This is a genomic window from Mesorhizobium sp. 2RAF21, assembly GCF_052115345.1.
GTDB lineage: Bacteria > Pseudomonadota > Alphaproteobacteria > Rhizobiales > Rhizobiaceae > Mesorhizobium > Mesorhizobium terrae.
Genome location: NZ_JBFRGM010000027.1, coordinates 66,804 through 83,103, shown reverse-complemented (window position 1 = coordinate 83,103; position 16,300 = coordinate 66,804). Strand labels below are relative to the sequence as shown.

General features: G+C 61.9%; 16 protein-coding genes. 14 read left to right on the top strand and 2 right to left on the bottom strand.

All coding sequences use genetic code 11. The features are described from left to right. Positions 1–290: 290 nt before the first annotated feature. From AB4136_RS29930 to AB4136_RS29910, 5 genes are all read left to right on the top strand, one after another. The gene (locus AB4136_RS29930; protein WP_137902121.1) at positions 291–1,235 is read left to right on the top strand and encodes a DUF1403 family protein; all 945 of its coding nucleotides are present in this window, start codon (positions 291–293) and stop codon (positions 1,233–1,235) included. A gap of 5 nt (positions 1,236–1,240) precedes the next feature. Continuing rightward, the gene (gene scpB, locus AB4136_RS29925; protein WP_137902122.1) at positions 1,241–1,957 is read left to right on the top strand and encodes an SMC-Scp complex subunit ScpB; all 717 of its coding nucleotides are present in this window, start codon (positions 1,241–1,243) and stop codon (positions 1,955–1,957) included. Positions 1,958–2,515: 558 nt separating this feature from the next. Further along, positions 2,516–3,178 (top strand): class I SAM-dependent methyltransferase, encoded by a 663-nt coding sequence (locus tag AB4136_RS29920; protein ID WP_441932040.1) that lies wholly within the window; start codon positions 2,516–2,518, stop codon positions 3,176–3,178. 68 nt (positions 3,179–3,246) lie between these two features. Continuing rightward, the gene (locus AB4136_RS29915; protein ID WP_137902124.1) at positions 3,247–3,981 is read left to right on the top strand and encodes a cytochrome c biogenesis protein CcdA; all 735 of its coding nucleotides are present in this window, start codon (positions 3,247–3,249) and stop codon (positions 3,979–3,981) included. A 274-nt stretch (positions 3,982–4,255) separates the two neighbouring features. Continuing rightward, on the top strand, positions 4,256–5,230 hold the full coding sequence (locus AB4136_RS29910; RefSeq protein WP_137902140.1) for a L,D-transpeptidase family protein: 975 nt from the start codon (positions 4,256–4,258) through the stop codon (positions 5,228–5,230). Positions 5,231–5,261: 31 nt separating this feature from the next. Here the strand turns inward: AB4136_RS29910 and AB4136_RS29905 are convergent, their stop codons facing one another. Further along, the gene (locus AB4136_RS29905) at positions 5,262–5,408 is read right to left on the bottom strand and encodes a hypothetical protein (RefSeq protein ID WP_171021056.1); all 147 of its coding nucleotides are present in this window, start codon (positions 5,406–5,408) and stop codon (positions 5,262–5,264) included. A gap of 99 nt (positions 5,409–5,507) precedes the next feature. Further along, positions 5,508–5,930 carry a MerR family transcriptional regulator gene (locus AB4136_RS29900; protein WP_137902141.1) on the bottom strand — a complete coding sequence of 141 codons (423 nt, stop codon included), beginning with the start codon at positions 5,928–5,930 and terminating at the stop codon, positions 5,508–5,510. Positions 5,931–6,005: 75 nt separating this feature from the next. On the opposite strand from AB4136_RS29900, the gene AB4136_RS29895 reads away from it, so the two are divergent. From AB4136_RS29895 to AB4136_RS29855, 9 genes are all read left to right on the top strand, one after another. Beyond that, positions 6,006–7,367: a phenylacetate--CoA ligase family protein gene (locus AB4136_RS29895; protein WP_137902125.1), complete on the top strand. Its 1,362-nt coding sequence runs from the start codon at positions 6,006–6,008 to the stop codon at positions 7,365–7,367. A 30-nt stretch (positions 7,368–7,397) separates the two neighbouring features. Then, on the top strand, positions 7,398–7,655 hold the full coding sequence (locus AB4136_RS29890) for a hypothetical protein (RefSeq protein ID WP_137902126.1): 258 nt from the start codon (positions 7,398–7,400) through the stop codon (positions 7,653–7,655). A gap of 137 nt (positions 7,656–7,792) precedes the next feature. Continuing rightward, on the top strand, positions 7,793–8,998 hold the full coding sequence (locus tag AB4136_RS29885; RefSeq protein WP_137902127.1) for an FAD-dependent monooxygenase: 1,206 nt from the start codon (positions 7,793–7,795) through the stop codon (positions 8,996–8,998). A gap of 20 nt (positions 8,999–9,018) precedes the next feature. Beyond that, a complete protein-coding gene (locus AB4136_RS29880) occupies positions 9,019–9,336 on the top strand; it encodes a hypothetical protein (protein ID WP_137902128.1) in 318 nt (105 codons plus the stop codon). 67 nt (positions 9,337–9,403) lie between these two features. Further along, positions 9,404–9,940 carry an MAPEG family protein gene (locus AB4136_RS29875; RefSeq protein WP_441932036.1) on the top strand — a complete coding sequence of 179 codons (537 nt, stop codon included), beginning with the start codon at positions 9,404–9,406 and terminating at the stop codon, positions 9,938–9,940. Between the two features lie 395 nt (positions 9,941–10,335). Further along, complete coding sequence (locus AB4136_RS29870; RefSeq protein ID WP_137902130.1) at positions 10,336–11,583, top strand: cytochrome P450; 1,248 nt, start codon at positions 10,336–10,338, stop codon at positions 11,581–11,583. Positions 11,584–11,806: 223 nt separating this feature from the next. After that, positions 11,807–14,860, top strand: a complete 3,054-nt coding sequence (locus tag AB4136_RS29865; protein ID WP_137902131.1) for a heavy metal translocating P-type ATPase — start codon at positions 11,807–11,809, stop codon at positions 14,858–14,860. Positions 14,861–14,967: 107 nt separating this feature from the next. Further along, a complete protein-coding gene (gene lspA, locus AB4136_RS29860; RefSeq protein WP_441932033.1) occupies positions 14,968–15,444 on the top strand; it encodes a signal peptidase II in 477 nt (158 codons plus the stop codon). A gap of 210 nt (positions 15,445–15,654) precedes the next feature. Beyond that, positions 15,655–16,290 (top strand): cation diffusion facilitator family transporter, encoded by a 636-nt coding sequence (locus tag AB4136_RS29855; RefSeq protein ID WP_137902133.1) that lies wholly within the window; start codon positions 15,655–15,657, stop codon positions 16,288–16,290. The last annotated feature ends 10 nt before the right edge of the window (positions 16,291–16,300 follow it).

Here is a 16,300-nt window from a genome sequence, read left to right as displayed (position 1 = left end):
GTGACAAACTCGGGCGACGCGCGGCCATCGCCAATAACGATGCTGAATCAATCGCTTAATGCCAGGCCGGTTCAGCGCCGTGCACGTAGTCTCACGAAATCCGATTCAAAAAGGCGGCGAATCTCACGAATTCCGGTCAGCTGACATTTCCGGGGAATTTTGCATGATTTGGGAGCCTATCATTATACGTCCGATAATGGAAGCTTACCGGACATAAACGCCTGTCGACAGGCGCGGCGCTTGTTGCCGGTCCTGATAGCAATATCCGCCGCGTCGTGCTAGGCAGACTCATGGCCAAAACCGCTCGACACCCGCTGCCGCCACCGCCGTCGTTCTCGGCCCTGCCGGCCGTGCTGCGCCCGAAGACCGAGCCCGAAGGCCCGGCCGATGCCGGTTTTCTGGCCGGTTCGGCGCTCGCCTGGCTGCACCCAATCGCCTGCGACGAGCATCCGATCGGCAGCCTCTGGCGGCAGCGCCTGGCGCTCGCCAATGCCGCGGCACTGATGCCGCTCATGGGACGGAGCGAGGACGAGGCGGCGCTGCGCGACGCCGTGGTCCTGACGCGGCCGGGAGACGATCCGGGGCCGGCCGGGCAGGTGTTGCTGGCATGGCGCAGGTTGGCCGAGCGGCAGACCCAGCTCGTCGACGATTGGTGGCTGTCGGCCTCGGCTATGCTGAGGCTCTCGGTCGACGAGCCGATGCGCAACGTCTACCGGGTCGCCGAGCGCCTGGCGCGCGGCGAGGCCAATCCGGTCGCTGCGGCGGCCGAGATCGTCGCGGTCGCGATGAAATTCCGCCCGGACGCCGAACTGCTGGCGCTGTGGCTCGCCGACGCCATGCTCGCCTTCCGGCTGAAATGGCCGCGCCCGGTGCCTTTGCTGGCCCGCGAAGTCCGGCGCAAGGACTTGCGCGCCGCACCCGCGCACCTCGACGGCAACGGCCGCTGGCTGGCGACCTGCGCGCTGGCCTATGCGCGTGCCGCAGCGCGCGCATCGGACCTGCATGTCGATCTTTGCCGCCGCGCACAGCGGCTGGTGGCCGTTGCCCCAAAAATGCGCGCCAGGCACGCCGACGAGGTCATGTTGATCCTGATGCTGGAGGATGTGCAGACCGCGCGGTCGGCGACGGACGCAATGAGCGAGCGCGCCGCGCGGCGGCTGTTCGACCGCCTCGAGATGCTCGGCGCCGTACGCGAACTCACCGGGCGGCCGACGTTTCGCCTTTACGGGCTTTGAAACAGATGGTGGAAGCAACACGCAGACGAGGGAAGGGGCGGCCAGATGACGGTCGATCAGGCGACCGGCGTTCAAATGACCATTTGTTCGATCGCGAGCTGGATCATCTACCGCCGGAAGCGCGCTGGCGCGAATGGATGAACCGCGTCGAGGCGGCGATTTTTGCCGCCAGCGAGCCCGTCGGCCGCGAGACGCTGGCGCGCATTGTCGGCAAGAGCTGCAGCGTCGAGCTTCTGATCGACGACATCCGTGAGGAACTGCGCGGTCGGCCCTACGACCTGGTCGCTGTCGCCGGTGGCTGGAAGCACCTGACGCGCCCGGCCTACGCCGACGCCATCCGTGCGGCGATCGGCGCCAGCGAGCGGGCGGTCGACCTCACCCAGTCCGAGCTGCTGGTGCTGATGTGCGTGGCCTATTTCCAGCCGATCACCCGCGCCGAGCTGTCGTCGTTTTTCGGCAAGGAGATCAGCCGCGACCTGATCGGCAACCTCCGTTCCTTCGGGTTGATTGCATCCGGACCGCGCGCGCCGCAGCCGGGCGCGCCGTATACCTACGTCACCACGCCGACGTTTCTGCTGGAGTTCGGGCTTGAAACCCTTCGTGATCTTCCCGACTTCGAGGCCCTCGAGGACGCTGGGTTGCTGTCGAAAGAGAAACTGCTCGCTGGCAACATCATGCCAGGGTTTGCCGATGTTGGCGCCGGCGCAATCATGGACGAATAGAACAGCTGTGCCACGATCGCTGAGCGGCGAGAGCCCGGTGAGGACCGCCGCGCAGCAGCTCGAGGGATAGGCCGTGCCGTCACCTCGAGCGCGAGGCGCTTACCCGGCCGCCTACACCAAGACCCGCCCGCTACCGGCGCTCGCAGGATTTGCGCATATGGATCGCTTGCTCGCCGGCGTCCTCCTCGGTGCAGCGATGGTCCGCGCAGCGCCGATCAAACGCCGGCATCTACCATGCTGCGGGTGGCCAACTCAGAAGGCTGGCGCGGCGTGGTCGAGTCCTCGCGCGTGCGCGGCATGCAGAGGCGATCGGCCAATGCGTCGAGGCCGCGCGTACGGCCGGCAAGAATCTGCAAGGCACGGTTACGGTGAGGGACGCTATCGGGCGTGGAGTGTTATCTGATTGTGGCGGGAACAGCATCCGGCGCGGACGCAGGATTGCACTCGTGGCCCTCCGGATGTGGCGGCCCTCGTACCACCCGCCTCCGCGATAATCCACGGGGTTGACTCTGTAGCGGCTACAGGATGTACGAGTGCCCGGCAGCAAAGGGAATCTCTGTGCCGTATGACATGACTTACACGCCTGCCGCTGGCCATCACTGGCTCACCCCGCTTTACGACCTTGGGGTCGCCGCGCTCACACGCGAGCACCGATGGAGGAGCGAGCTTGTTTTGCAGCTCAATCCTGTTCCCGGTGATGTGATCGTCGATGTTGGCTGCGGCACCGGATCGCTACTCGAGCGGCTGGGGAAGGCTGCGCCGTCCGCCGAGCTAATAGGGATTGATCCTGACCCCGCGGTGTTGGCGCGTGCGCGAAAGAAAATCGCGATCACAGGCCTCTCGGTCGAGCTGCACATTGGTTTCGCGCGGCAAGCCGCTGAGTTGCTGGAGGGGCGGCGCCCGACAAAGATAGTGTCGAGCCTCGTTTTCCACCAGGTGCCGATGGAAGAGAAGGTGACTGCGCTCGCCGCGATGTATGCCGCGCTCAGGGCTGGCGGCGAAATTCACATTGCGGACTATGGTCTACAGCGCACGCGGCTAATGCGAACCCTCTTCAGAGGGGTCATTCAGAACCTCGACGGACTCTCAAATACTGAGCCAAACGCTCGCGGGGTCCTGCCTGATCTCATGCATGCAGCCGGCTTTCGGAACGTGGAGGAGACGCTGGCAATTCCAACAGTCAGCGGCTCAATCTCGCTCTATCGAGGGATCCGCCGATAGCGGTGCCGTGGCTCTGCTCCAGCGCGGGGTTGACCTTGTAGTGGCTTCAGGGTGAAGGGGTGGACTGAATGGAGCTCGAAATTTCGAATATCGGCATCGTGACGGCGGTCGCGGCGGGAGCGGTTTCGTTCCTGTCCCCCTGCGTGCTGCCGCTCGTGCCCGGCTACGTTTCCTTCGTCGCGGGCAATTCGAACCGTGCAGGGAGTGCATCCGTCGACAAGCTCGGCGTGGTCCTGCTCAGCCTCTGCTTTATCCTCGGCTTCTCGACGGTTTTCGTGGCGCTCGGGGCGAGCGCAACCGTGCTGAGCCGAGTGCTTCGCGCCTACAGCTATGAGGCGGGCATTGTCGGTGGCGCCATCGTCATCTTGTTCGGTGTGTTCATGACCGGGTTCATAAGGCTTACATGGCTGGAGCGCGACGTCCGCTACCACGGCAGCCTGTCGAGTAGCGGACCGATGGGCGCTTATCTCCTCGGTCTTGCCTTCGCCTTCGGCTGGACGCCCTGCATCGGGCCGATCCTTGGGGCGATCCTGACGGTAAGCGCCGTGTCGGCAACTGCGACCGACGGCATCGTGCTGCTCTCGCTCTATTCGCTCGGCCTCGGCATCCCGTTTGTCCTAGCGGCGATCTTCACACAGACGCTGATGGGAAGCCTGCCACGCATGCGCCGTACCGGCCGCATTCTGCAAATTGCAGCGGGAGGCATCATGGTCCTGATGGGACTTGCGATGATCACCGGACAGATGACTTGGTTCGCCTTTTGGTTGCTCGAACGGTTTCCGGCCTTCGGGCGCATCGGATGATCGAAGCGCCTTCCAACAGCAGGTCATTTGATGTTCCTGCTTTTCGCCTTCGCGGATGGCGCTTGTGCTAGCTTAACTTCGTGTCCGAAAAACCGGCAGCAGCCCAATGCAATGGATCAACCCAGTGCATTCGATTGCCGCGCGGGGCCTAACCGAAACGCCACCTTAACCATGATGACGGAACTTCAGGCCAATGATATATGGGCGCACCATTGGCTCGGTTCGTCAGTCTCGTTATCCAGAGGATTGGTATTTTTTGATTGCCTCGTTCAGGATCATCCTTCTACTCGCTCTCGGGACGCTTGCCGCCGGGTGCGTGTCGAGCACCCTTGATATAGGCACCAAGGCCGTGCAGCCAATCCCCGCGAAGCTGATTGGTGAAATGAGCGCGAGGTCAATGAGGCCGCGCGATCCCATCCTCATTCGCATCTTCAAGCAGGAGAGCGAGCTCGAGATCTGGAAACGCGATCGATCAGGACGCTACGCTCTACTCAAAGCTTATCCGATGTGCCGCTGGTCCGGGAAGCTCGGACCGAAGAGGCGCAATGGAGACCGGCAGGCGCCGGAGGGCATCTATCACGTCTCAGCAAACATGCTGAATCCGACCTCGCAGTACCATCTATCATTCAACCTTGGCTATCCAAACCGGCTTGAGGCAGCACTCGGCTACACAGGTGAAGCGCTGATGGTGCATGGCGCCTGCTCATCGTCAGGCTGTTTTGCCATGACGGACGAGGGCGTGGCGGAAATCTACGCCGTGGCGCGGGAAGCGCTCAGGGGCGGCCAGACTTCGTTTCAGGTCCATGCCTTTCCGTTCCGCATGACGCCGGAAAACATGGCGAAGAACCGAAACGACCCGAACTATGCCTTCTGGCAGAATTTGAAACGGGGATATGACGCCTTTGAAGTCACGAAGCGTCCTCCTAGCGTTTCCTATTGTGGCAAGGCGTATGCCTTCAACACGGAACTACTTGCCTCGTCTGACCCGCTCGCCGCCTGTCCGCCTGCGCCCGTCGATCAGCTCGTGGCCGCAAAGCAGCAGGCGGACGAGGCGGCCATCGCATCTCTGCTCGCCAGCGGAACGATTCTCTCCACCCACGCTTATTCGGACGGCGGTATGCACCCGACGTTCAGAAGGCTGCTAGAGCGAAATGGGGCGAAGAAGCTTTCCGAACGCACGTCGCTGACCTCCGTTCCGATCAGTCGACCGGAAGCCGCTCTCGCCGATCCTCATTCGAACGACGAATAGCTGTAGCGCGAGACAGTCAGGGAAAACTCGGTCATCGAAGCAGATGCTCATGGACCGAGTCAATCTGCCGCGGCTGTTGCTGTATGTTGCCGAGGCCGCTTTTCATTTCAAAATCGAGACGCCGCTTGACGCCGTTAATACCGAAGCGGGCGTTTCTCATCACAACGGTGAGCCGCATACGGCTGATCGATGCCTGCCACGGCAAGACAAGATTACGATTCTGTTCCCAAGACCGTCAAGAAATTGCATCAATAGTGTGACGCTACACATCCTGGTCTCAGTGGTCCTTTTGGTCGTTCTGTGAGACGGGAGATTCAGCAAGAACTTCGATGATCCGGCAGTTTGCAACCTCCCCGTTGTCGCATTCTCTGATCATCCGGGTCAGTTCTGTCCTCAGTCCTAGCAGGCGTTGGATCCGGCTCTCGACCGCCGCAAGCTGATCGCCGGCAATGCGGCTGACTTGCTCGCAGGAAGCTTGGGGCATCTCCTGCAGAGCGAACATCGCCTTGATGGCCGCGATATTGAAACCGAGATCTCTGGCGTGTCTGATGAACGTCAGCCGCCGAACATCCTCCGCTCCGTAGAGGCGTCGTCCGCTGTCGGTCCGGGGCGGCGGGGGTATGAGATCGATCCGCTCATAGTAGCGGATTGTTTCGATATTCACATCCGTGCGTTTGGACAAAGTTCCAATGGTGATCATCAAGGGGTTGATCCTGTAGTGGCTACAGGAGGTAGGTATAACGATTGTCCGGAGGTGTGTGAACCGGAGAACGATATGGCCGAGCATGTCATAAGGTTGATCTGGGACGCGTGGCGCACGCGAAAGAAAGGCGCAGGCGCAATCGCGCAACGCCAGCGTAGCCGTCTCGCTGACATGGTCGCCGATGCCCGGGCGAACTCGCCGCTCTATCGCGAGCTATACCGTGACCTACCCGATCGGGTTGAAAGCGCGGAGCAGCTCCCAGTTACCGACAAGAAGATGCTCATGGAGCGCTTCGATGATTGGGGCACCGACCGCGCCGTCACGCTCGAAGCTGCGGAGGCGTTTGTCGAGGATCCTAAACGGATCGGAGAGTTGTTCCTCGATAAATATACGCTGATGACGACGTCCGGGACGACCGGCCGCCGTGGAATCTTTGTGGTCGACAGTCACACGATGGCGGTCGTGACTGCCATGATGCTCCGCTGGATGGGCGACTGGCTCAGCCCGAGCGACTTCCTCAAGATCATCGCCCGCCGTGGGCGGATGGCGATGGTGATGGCGACCGGCGGCCACTTCGCGTCAGCGGTTGCCGCCGCGCGCCTGAAGAAGCGGCGCGGAAAGCAGGTCGAGATACTTTCGGCGCACATGCCAATGACGGAGCTCGTAGCTCGCCTGAACCATTTCCAGCCTGCGCTGCTTGCGCCGTATGCCAGCATGGCCGCGATGCTCGCCGACGAGCAGGAGGCCGGCCGGCTCGACATCCATCCCGTGCTGCTGGCCCTTTCGGCTGAAGGTCTGCCACAGGAGGAGTACGGCCGAATTGCGCGGATGTTCAACGCCAAGGTCGGCAACAGCTACGCCGCCTCGGAATGTATGTTTATGAGCGCCATGTGTGACCAAGGATGGCTGCACGTTAACGCCGACTGGGTGGCGTTCGAGCCGGTCGACGCCGACTATCTCCCGGTCGCTCCAGGCGAGCAGTCGCACACGGTCTTGATCAGCAATCTCGCCAATCGCGTGCAGCCGATCCTGCGATACGATCTCGGCGACAGCGTTCTGCAGCGTCCCGATCCATGCCCCTGCGGCAATCCTTTGCCCGCGATCCGCGTGCAGGGTCGGTCCGCGGACGTTCTCACGTTCCGGACTGCGGGCGGCAATGTCCGGCTGCCTCCGCTGACGCTCAGCCAACCGATCGAGGCTGTCTGCGGAGTCACGCTCTTCCAACTCGCCCACACCGAGCCGGAGAAACTTCAATTGCGTCTGCAAATCTCGTCCGCGGCGAATGCCGACGCCGTCTGGCGCGAGGCCGAAGCAGGTCTGCGGGGCGTGCTTGCCGAGCACGGGCTTGAGCACGTCGTGGTCGAGCGCGGCGGCGAACCGCCGGAACAGGGTCGCGGCGGAAAGTTCCGGGAGGTCATCCCGCTTTCAGCGTGACGAAGTAGCAGCAACCGAAAGGAAAGTCGTATGCCGAACCAAGACCACGCAGTCGGTAGTCCCGGCCGGGCGCTTGGCAGCTCGCGAAACTGGTCCCTCATCATAGGTCGCGTCCTGCTGGTGTGGGCACTGATTGAGGCGGGGCTATCGGGCCTGGTGGACCTGTCGGGCCGTTCTTCCTTGGGTATCGGCCCAGAGCACTTCGCGTTTGACGGAATCATCGCTGCGCTCGCCGGAATCGGCTTCGTCCTCGACGGCTCGGTGCGTCGCCTGGCGAGAGGTGGCTGAATGGCCGGCGACGGGCGGCGGGCACCGCTCAGGAGCAGGAAGATGAGCCAAGCCTCCCATCAGCGTTTCCCGCGGCGCCCCCTTCAAAGCGGTAGAGGTTCCTCCCGCTTACATGAGAGAGGAGCTCAGTTCGTCTTTTGAAAAACAAGAGCATCATGATCTCCGGAGCCGGCATAGCCGGTCCAACGCTCGCCTATTGGCTTAAGCGCCATGGCTTCGAGCCGACGGTGGTGGAGCAAGCGCCGAAGCCTCGCGAAGGCGGATACCTGGTGGATTTCCGCGGCGCTGGGATCGACGTGGCCGAGCGGATGGGCGTCATGGAGGCTGTCCGAGCGAAGCAATATTTCCCGAAGGAGATGCTGTTTGTGGAAGAGTCGAACGCCGTGGCGGCCCGCGTCGATATCGCCCGGCTGTTCCGCGAAACCTTCGATGACTCGAGCCGGGCCCAGACTCAGATATTGCGGACGGACCTGGCGCGGATTCTGTACGACCGGACGAAGGACGACGTGGAGTACGTCTTTGGCGATTCCATTCGAACGATGACCGAGGACGCGAGCGGCATGGATGTACAGTTCGAGAGCGGACGGGAGAGACGGTTCGACCTGGTCGTGGGAGCGGACGGAATCCACTCCAGGGTGCGTTCGCTGGTGTTCGGCGATGAAACCGAAGTGTCGACCTACATGGGCTATTACGTGACTTCGTACTGGATCGACTATCCGATCGCTGCCGGCACCAACCGAGGATACACCGAACCTGATAGATTCATTTCCTTATTCGGCTTTCCGAATAGTCGGGCAATGGTTTACGCCGTCTTTCGGCGGCCCGACAAAATCACTTACGACCCCCGCGATGCAGAGGCCCAGAAGGGCCTGTTCTGTGAGGAATTCGCCATCCTCCGGTGGAAGGAAATGCCGGGAATACTCGAGCAGGCGAAATCGTCAAACGACTTCTTTTTCGACTCAGCGGATCTGGTGCGGATCCCCGCATGGTCCAAGGGGCGCGCAGCCTTGGTTGGCGATGCCGCTTACCCAACACCCCTGACTGCCTGGGGAGTCAGCTTGGCCCTGATCGGCGCCTACGCGCTGGCGGGAGAGCTGAAGACGGCATCGGGCAATCATGACGCGGCCTTTGCCGCCTACGAACAGGGGCTCCGGCTCTTCGTGGAGGAAAAAACGAAGGAGGCGCGCGGCACGGGCCTGCAGCTGGTTCCATCGAGCCCAATGATGATCTGGGTTCGCAACCAGGTCCTGAAGCTCCTTTCGGTTCCGCTCCTCTCCCGCCTGATTGCCCGCTTAACCTACGGACGCATGTTCCGAGAGTCCTTTGTTCTGAGAGACTATTGAAGAGCCAGGGAGCTCCGTCAATGCCAGTGAGAAACACGAACATCCTCATCTCCGGCGCCGACATAGCCGGGCCAGCGCTCGCATTCTGGCTGAATCGCTGCGGCTTCACGACGACTGTAATTGAAAAGTCGCCCAAACCGCGGACGGGCGGGAACGTGTTCGGGCTGGACGGGAAACGTGGCATCGAGGCACTCGAGCAGTTGGGCCTGTGGCCGCGCGTCCAGCAAGAGCGGTTCGAAGGATACCAGTGCACATTTGTCGGCGAGGAGGACAAGCTCATCGGCACGTTCAACGCCGGCGAGCTCACCGCCGAGATCACCGGCAGCCCAATCGCCTAACCGCGGAGACCTGATCGATTGCTTTGAGGTGAAGACAGCTATGACTGGACCCCCGATACCCGCGGACATGGCCGCCGAGCGGCGTGGCGTGTACCGTCAAGCCACGCTCGCATTCCTCTTGTGGTTGCCCGTTCTCGGAGTGGCCGTCTGGTGGCTGCCCCAGTCAGTCGAGTTTCCGGTTGAAACAGGCGAGCGGCTGGCGTTCGCCGCCCGGGCGATCCTGCTCATCCTCTTGTGCCTCTTTATCGCCGTCGGAATCGTTTCGACCCTCCGGCGCTATGCCGAGCCGCGGGATATCACGGGTTCGGCCTATGGACCGCCGAGCGAGCGGCTCAAGGTTCCGATCGCATTCCTGCAGAACACGCACGAGCAGGTGACTATGGCGGCCTTTGCTTTGCTGGCGCTGGCGACGGTTCCGGGCGAGGCTCCGCTCGCCTTCATCATGGCGTCGGTGCCGTTGTTCGCCATCGGGCGCGTCACCTTCTTTCGCGGCTATCCTCATGGCGCAGCTGCCAGAGCGTTCGGTATGGTGACGACGGGAATACCGATCATAGGCGCGTTCGCGTGGGTGATCTACGACATGGTCGCGAGCCTTTTCAACTGAGGCTGGCGGCTTTCAACCTAAGCCGTGCTTCTGCCCGTTCATAATTGACGCCCGATGGGCGCTGGTGCCGGAGGAGAAGCCCGAGGACCGCGGCATCACCATCAAAATGAATGCCGAGAGACATCTAAGAGGAGAAAATCAATGCTTAGATCGGCACCGAGAACGTTTTAAGACCTAAGTCCGAGATCTCCGGGAGATTGCCATGAGCGCGGGAACAGCCCGGCAGCAATCCAAGTTATTGATCAGGTGAGGCGCGATTCCGCTTGTCTGTTGCGCGTGGAAAACGAACGAGCCGGGATAGTTTATCCATGCGTCGGCTATGTCACGCTTCCGGTGCACGTGCCGTGCAAGCGACCGAAACTGAAAGAGCGGACCGACAAGAGGAGTCAGAGCAGGTGCCCCAGATTCCACGAGACCGGAGCTTCGACAGCACCTTCGCGCTGATCAGAGAGCCTTACAGATTTATCTCAAGACGTTGTCAGAACAATGGGTTCGACCTGTTCGAGACACGGCTGTTGCTCCAGAAGGCCATCTGTATCACGGGGCCGGATGCGGCGCGCCTGTTCTACGACCCCAGCCGCTTCGTGCGCCGCGGCGCGATGCTCAAGTCGATCCAGAAGACGTTGCTCGGCGAAGGCGGCGTGCAGGGTCTCGACGATGCCGCACACCGCCACCGCAAGCAGATGTTCATGTCGCTGATGACGCCAGAGCGGATCGAGGAATTGGTTCGGCACACATCGGGAGAGTGGCAAAGCTCTTTTCAAAAATGGGCCTCGATGCACGAGATCGTGCTTTACGACGAGCTTCACGCGCTTCTTACACGCGCCGCTTGCGCCTGGGCCGGCGTTCCGCTGGCTGAGTCGGAGGTCAGCACGCGAACTCGCGAGATTGCTGCGCTGTTCGACCATGCGGGATCGATCGGGTTCAGACATTTGTGGTCGCGGTGGGCACGGAAACGGACCGACCGTTGGATGGAGAATATCGTTGAGAATATCCGTAGCGGCCATGTCCGTCCGCGCGAAGACTCGGCCGCCCACGTCATAGCGTGGCATCGCGACTTGGAGGGCGAATTGCTCGCTCCGCACGTAGCAGCTGTCGAACTGATCAATGTCGTAAGACCGACCGTCGCTGTATCGGTCTACATCATTTTCGTTGCACATGCTCTCCAGGCACACCCCGATCTACGAGAGAAGCTTGCGACTGAGGACGAGGATTTCGCTGAGGCCTTCGTCCAGGAGGTTCGCAGGTACTATCCCTTTTTCCCGGCCGTCGCTGCGCGGGTGTCGCAGGCATTCGAGTGGAACGGATACCGATTTCCACAAGGCCGGCGTGTGATCCTGGACCTCTTTGGGACCAACCATGATCGGCGGACATGGGAAAGACCGGAGGAATTCGAGCCCCAGCGCTTCGGTCGATGGGACGGAAGCCCGTTCAACTTCATTCCGCAAGGCGGCGGCGATCACCAGGCCGGCCATCGGTGCCCCGGCGAATGGATCGCGCTTGCGCTCATGAAGCAGGCTGCGGATTTCCTTTCCCGGCGCATGCGCTACGACGTTCCCAAACAGGATCTGCGGCTCGACTGGTCGCGGCTGCCCCCAGTGCCGCCAAGCCGGTTTGTGATCAGCAACGTCAGGGGACATTAGCGGCGAGAAAACGAGGTTATGGAGGCACCAGAGCTGGTCACTGGTGCGTCGTAGATAAGCCTCCGGCGGGAAGATCACCGACCATTTTTCGTGAGCGCCCGTCGACTTAGGCCCCGATGTAAGATTTGCTCTTGATTCTGTAGTGACTACAGCATGTATGTCTCCCCGGGAAGGTCGCAATTGCGCCGGGCCAGCCCCCTGCGCCTATGACGAGGAGACTAGAATGAGAGCGGAAGCGGCAACCACGAGTGCCCCCATCTCGATGCGCTTCAAGGTCGACGGTCTTGATTGCCAGAACGAAGTCCGCACGCTTCGTGCGGCAGTCGGTCCGCTTGTGGGCGGTGACGACAAGCTGTCCTTCGACACCAAGACCGGTGTCATGGAGGTGCTATCGGCTAACGCTTTGGTCGTCGATGACATTCGGCGCACGGTCGCGACGACCGGCATGCAAGCCCATCTCCTGGAAAATTCCCCGCAGCAGTCGGCACTGCTGTTCCGAGTCGAAGGTCTCGATTGCAAGAACGAAGTCGCAGCGCTCAAGAGCGAGGTCGGCCCGTTGGTCGGCGGCGAGGACTGGCTGACCTTCGACACCGCGAAGGGGCTGATGACCGTTGCGCCCCAACAGGTGGCAACGGCTGATGACATTATCGACCGCGTTGTTCCGACTGGAATGCGCGCTTCACTGGTCGCGGACGGCACGTCGGAGACATTGCTCTACCGGGTCCACGGTCTCGACTGCAAGAACGAGGTCGCGGCTCTGACGCGGGAATTGAGCACGTTGGTCGGCAAGGACAAGCTCGCCTTCGACACCGCGCGCGGTATGATGACGGTTGCTCCTCAAAACCGGTCAGGAGCCGGCGTGATCGAGGAAGCCGTTGCTCGTACCGGCATGCGCGCCGAGCGGTGGTCGCCCCCGGAAGGAGTATCGAGCGCGGCAGAGCCCACAGCGTCGGACGGAGCCGCGTGCGGCTGCGGCGCGGAGGCGCGGGAGGCCCTCAGCCCATCGATCCCGACCCACATGCCCGGTCAAATCGTGTTTCGCATTCACGGCATGGACTGCGCCGACGAGATTGCGGCATTGAAGCGCGAGGTCGGCCCGCTGGTCGGGGAAGACAAGCTCGCCTTCGATCTTCTCAATGGCCGCATGTCGATCGACGCGATGTCGGATGCTACGCTCGAGGCCCGTATCGAGAAAGCGGTGGCTCGTGCCGGTATGCGAGCGGAGTCGTGGAGCGAAGGCAGCGACAGCGCCGCAGCACAGGACGAAGAGCGCCGCAAACGGGTGCAATCGTGGCTGACAATAGCGAGCGGCGCTTTCGCGGCGCTGGGCTTTGCGGTGCACGCCTGGCTTGCCGGCGGTGTTCTTACAGCCTTCGAGGCAGGTGAACACGGCTTGGGCTCGACGCCTTTGCCGAGTATGATCCTCTACACGCTCGCAGTGCTGTGCGCGGTCCGTTATGTCGCCCCCAAGGCCTGGCTCGCTGCCAAGCGGCTGCGACCCGATATGAACTTGCTGATGACGGTTGCGGTTGCGGGCGCGATAGGCATCGGCGCCTGGTTCGAGGCTGCTACTGTTTCGTTCTTTTTCGCGCTGGCGCTCGCGCTCGAGACATGGAGTCTGGGTCGCGCGCGGCGAGCAGTCGCGGCTCTCATGGAACTCGCGCCGCCGACGGCTCGCGTCAGGTTCAAAGACGGCTCGGAGCGCGATGTTCCGGCAGCTGAGGTGCGGGTCGGCTCGCACATCATCATACGGCCGGGAGACAAGATCCCGCTCGACGGCAAGGTTGCCGCCGGCGAGAGCGAGATCAACCAAGCGCCGATCACGGGTGAAAGCGTCCCGGTGTTCAAGGAGGCGGGCGACGAGGTTTTCGCCGGCACTATCAATGGCGAGGGAGCGCTTGACGTCCTCACCACAAAGGCGGCGAGTGACACCACGCTTGCCCAGATCATCCGCATGGTCGGTTCGGCGCAGAGCCGGCGTGCCCCCAGTGAGCAGTGGGTGGAGAAGTTTGCGCGCATCTACACGCCCGTCGTGATGATCCTTGCCGTTGCGATCTTTTTGGTTCCGCCCTTGCTCTTAGGCGGTGCCTGGGACGTCTGGTTCTACCGGGCGCTTGTGCTCCTCGTTATCGCCTGTCCTTGCGCGCTCGTGATCTCGACGCCGGTAACGATTGTGGCGGCCCTCGCCGGAGCGGCGAAACAGGGTGTGCTGGTGAAGGGTGGCATTCACCTCGAAACACCAGCTCGCCTCAGCGCGATTGCCATGGACAAGACGGGCACGCTCACCGAAGGGCGGCCGCAGGTCGTCGAGGTCGTCGCGCTCGGCGGTCGCAGCGAAGCCGAGATTCTGCGTTCCGCAGCGGCCCTGGAGGCGCGCAGCGAGCATCCGATTGCTCGCGCGATCCTGGCAAAAGCGGCCGAGCTGAAGATCGTCGCAGAACCTGCCGAGGCGGTCCAGGCCATCACCGGCCGCGGTGTCATCGGCCGCTTCGCCGGCCGCGAAATGTGGCTCGGTTCGCGTCGCTACGTCGAGGAGCGTGGCGTCAACCCCGACGGCGTGTTGGAGCGGGCCGATGCGCTTTCGAGCGCGGGTCGCACGATGGTGGCGGTGGGCGACGATCAAGAAGTCTGGGGGCTTGTCGCCGTTGCCGATGCTGTCAGGCCTGAAGCCACGGAGATCGTTGCGGCGCTCCATCGTGCCGGCATCAAACACGTTGTGATGCTCACGGGCGACAATCGGGCGACCGCCGAGGCGATTGCGAAGCAGACCGGTATCGATGAGGTCCGGGCGGAACTATTGCCCGGCGACAAGGTCTCGGCCGTTGAAGATCTGGTGCGGCTCTACGGGTCGGTTGCCATGGTTGGTGACGGGGTCAATGATGCTCCCGCGATGGGGAGGGCCACTCTCGGCATCGCCATGGGTGCAATGGGCACAGACGCCGCCATCGAAACCGCCGACGTGGCGCTTATGTCGGACGATCTGTCGAGGCTTCCGTGGTTGGTCCGCCATTCGCGCGCGACGATGGCGGTGATCAGGCAAAATGTCGCCTTCTCGATTGCCGTAAAACTCCTGTTCACGGCGCTTACGGTTTTGGGCCTGGCGTCTCTCTGGGGCGCCATCGCAGCGGATGTCGGCGCGTCGTTGTTGGTCGTTCTCAACGGGCTTCGCCTGCTCAACCGTGGTCAGAACATCGAACACGGGGGGCCGTCTGGCGGCGTCGGAGTGCGGGCCCGCCGGCATCACGCACCCGTGACAGCCGAGACGGCCCCAGCATAGTCCAATTTTCAACCCGCTGGACCTCATGCAGCGCGGAGGTCATGTCCAGGAGAATTTCGTTGGCGTATTTGGCTTTAACTCGACGAGGCGCGCTCGCTGGAAGCGCTTTGGCCGCTGCACTCGCCACTGATTTCGTCACGAAATGGCTGATTCTCAACATCGTGATGGTGCCGCCGCGCACGATCGAGGTCGCGCCATTCTTCAACCTGACGCTTGGGTTCAATACGGGCGTCAGCTTCGGGATGTTTCAAGAGATATTCCTCGATCGCCCGTTGTTGCTCGCCGGAATTAGTATAGCGATCTCAGCCGGGTTTCTCGTATGGGCCATGAGATCGCCAAGGCCGTCGGACACGATCGGTCTTGGCTTGATTGCCGGCGGCGCCATGGGCAACGTGTTGGACCGGATGCGCCAAGGCGCGGTGACCGATTTCCTCGATTTTCACCTGGGCGGCTGGCATTTCCCGGCCTTCAATATGGCGGACACAGTGATAACGATTGGCGCGCTCCTGCTAATCGCAGGATCCCTTTGGTCGCCGGGCTCGACGGCTCCCGCTGAAAAGCGGCCGAGCCGCGCAGCGCAGTAAGGCTGGCATTCCTCAATGGTGTCTGCGCTCAGGTCTGGTGATGGAAAGTCGCGCCGTTTCCTGTCGTCGGACCAGCACTCTTCGGTCGCTAGCAGCACGGTTGGTGCGCTGCTCACTTGGCCTGAAGCATAGCCTGGGCTTTCGTGGCCCGTTGTCTCGAAGTCGTCGCAGCCATCGCAATGAGTTATTAGTGAATACGGGAAACCGCATATGAACGCGAAATCACACCAGGAAGAAGACGAAATCCAGCTGGATGCAAGTAACGCTGCCGAACGCAAGACCTTGCTTTGGGTGCTTGGTATTAACTTCCTCCAAGTAATTCTCGCGGGACTCGTTGGGGTCATCGCAGATTCTACAGGTCTCCTGGGTGCCGCCCTCGACAACTTGGGAGATAGCTTTGTCTATGCAATCAGCATCTATGCCGTTGGTAAGACGATTGTGGCCAAAGCGCGTGTCGCACGCCTGTCCGGCGTCCTTCTGACCATTTTGGGCCTGGCTCTACTCGTGGAAGTCGTCCGACGCTTTTTCGTGGGCGCCGAGCCGATCGGCTTGGCCATGATTGCTACGGCCATTGCAAACGCGGCAACAAATTTGCTTTGCCTGCGGCTGCTGCGGGCGCATCGGCAGGATGGCGTGCACATGAAGGCGTCCTGGATATTCACGACCAATGATATGCTGGCCAATGCCGGCATCGCTGTATCGGGCGCCGCGGTCATGCTCCTGGAATCTCCGCTTCCCGATCTGATCATCGGGCTGGCGGTCGGCGGAATCGTCCTCAAGGGCGGCTGGGACATACTGAGAGAGGCTCGCGAGGCCACATTGAAGAGTTCAGTCGAAGAGGATTGACGGTAACATC

Bases quoted from the DNA above. Each gene is read 5' to 3' on its own strand.
- AB4136_RS29930 (WP_137902121.1), top strand. From the start codon at position 291: ATGGCCAAAACCGCTCGACACCCGCTGCCGCCACCGCCGTCGTTCTCG.
- scpB (WP_137902122.1), top strand. From the start codon at position 1,241: ATGGTGGAAGCAACACGCAGACGAGGGAAGGGGCGGCCAGATGACGGT.
- AB4136_RS29915 (WP_137902124.1), top strand. From the start codon at position 3,247: ATGGAGCTCGAAATTTCGAATATCGGCATCGTGACGGCGGTCGCGGCG.
- AB4136_RS29905 (WP_171021056.1), bottom strand. From the start codon at position 5,408: ATGCGGCTCACCGTTGTGATGAGAAACGCCCGCTTCGGTATTAACGGC.
- AB4136_RS29900 (WP_137902141.1), bottom strand. From the start codon at position 5,930: ATGATCACCATTGGAACTTTGTCCAAACGCACGGATGTGAATATCGAA.
- AB4136_RS29895 (WP_137902125.1), top strand. From the start codon at position 6,006: ATGGCCGAGCATGTCATAAGGTTGATCTGGGACGCGTGGCGCACGCGA.
- AB4136_RS29890 (WP_137902126.1), top strand. From the start codon at position 7,398: ATGCCGAACCAAGACCACGCAGTCGGTAGTCCCGGCCGGGCGCTTGGC.
- AB4136_RS29880 (WP_137902128.1), top strand. From the start codon at position 9,019: ATGCCAGTGAGAAACACGAACATCCTCATCTCCGGCGCCGACATAGCC.
- AB4136_RS29875 (WP_441932036.1), top strand. From the start codon at position 9,404: ATGGCCGCCGAGCGGCGTGGCGTGTACCGTCAAGCCACGCTCGCATTC.
- AB4136_RS29865 (WP_137902131.1), top strand. From the start codon at position 11,807: ATGAGAGCGGAAGCGGCAACCACGAGTGCCCCCATCTCGATGCGCTTC.
- AB4136_RS29855 (WP_137902133.1), top strand. From the start codon at position 15,655: ATGAACGCGAAATCACACCAGGAAGAAGACGAAATCCAGCTGGATGCA.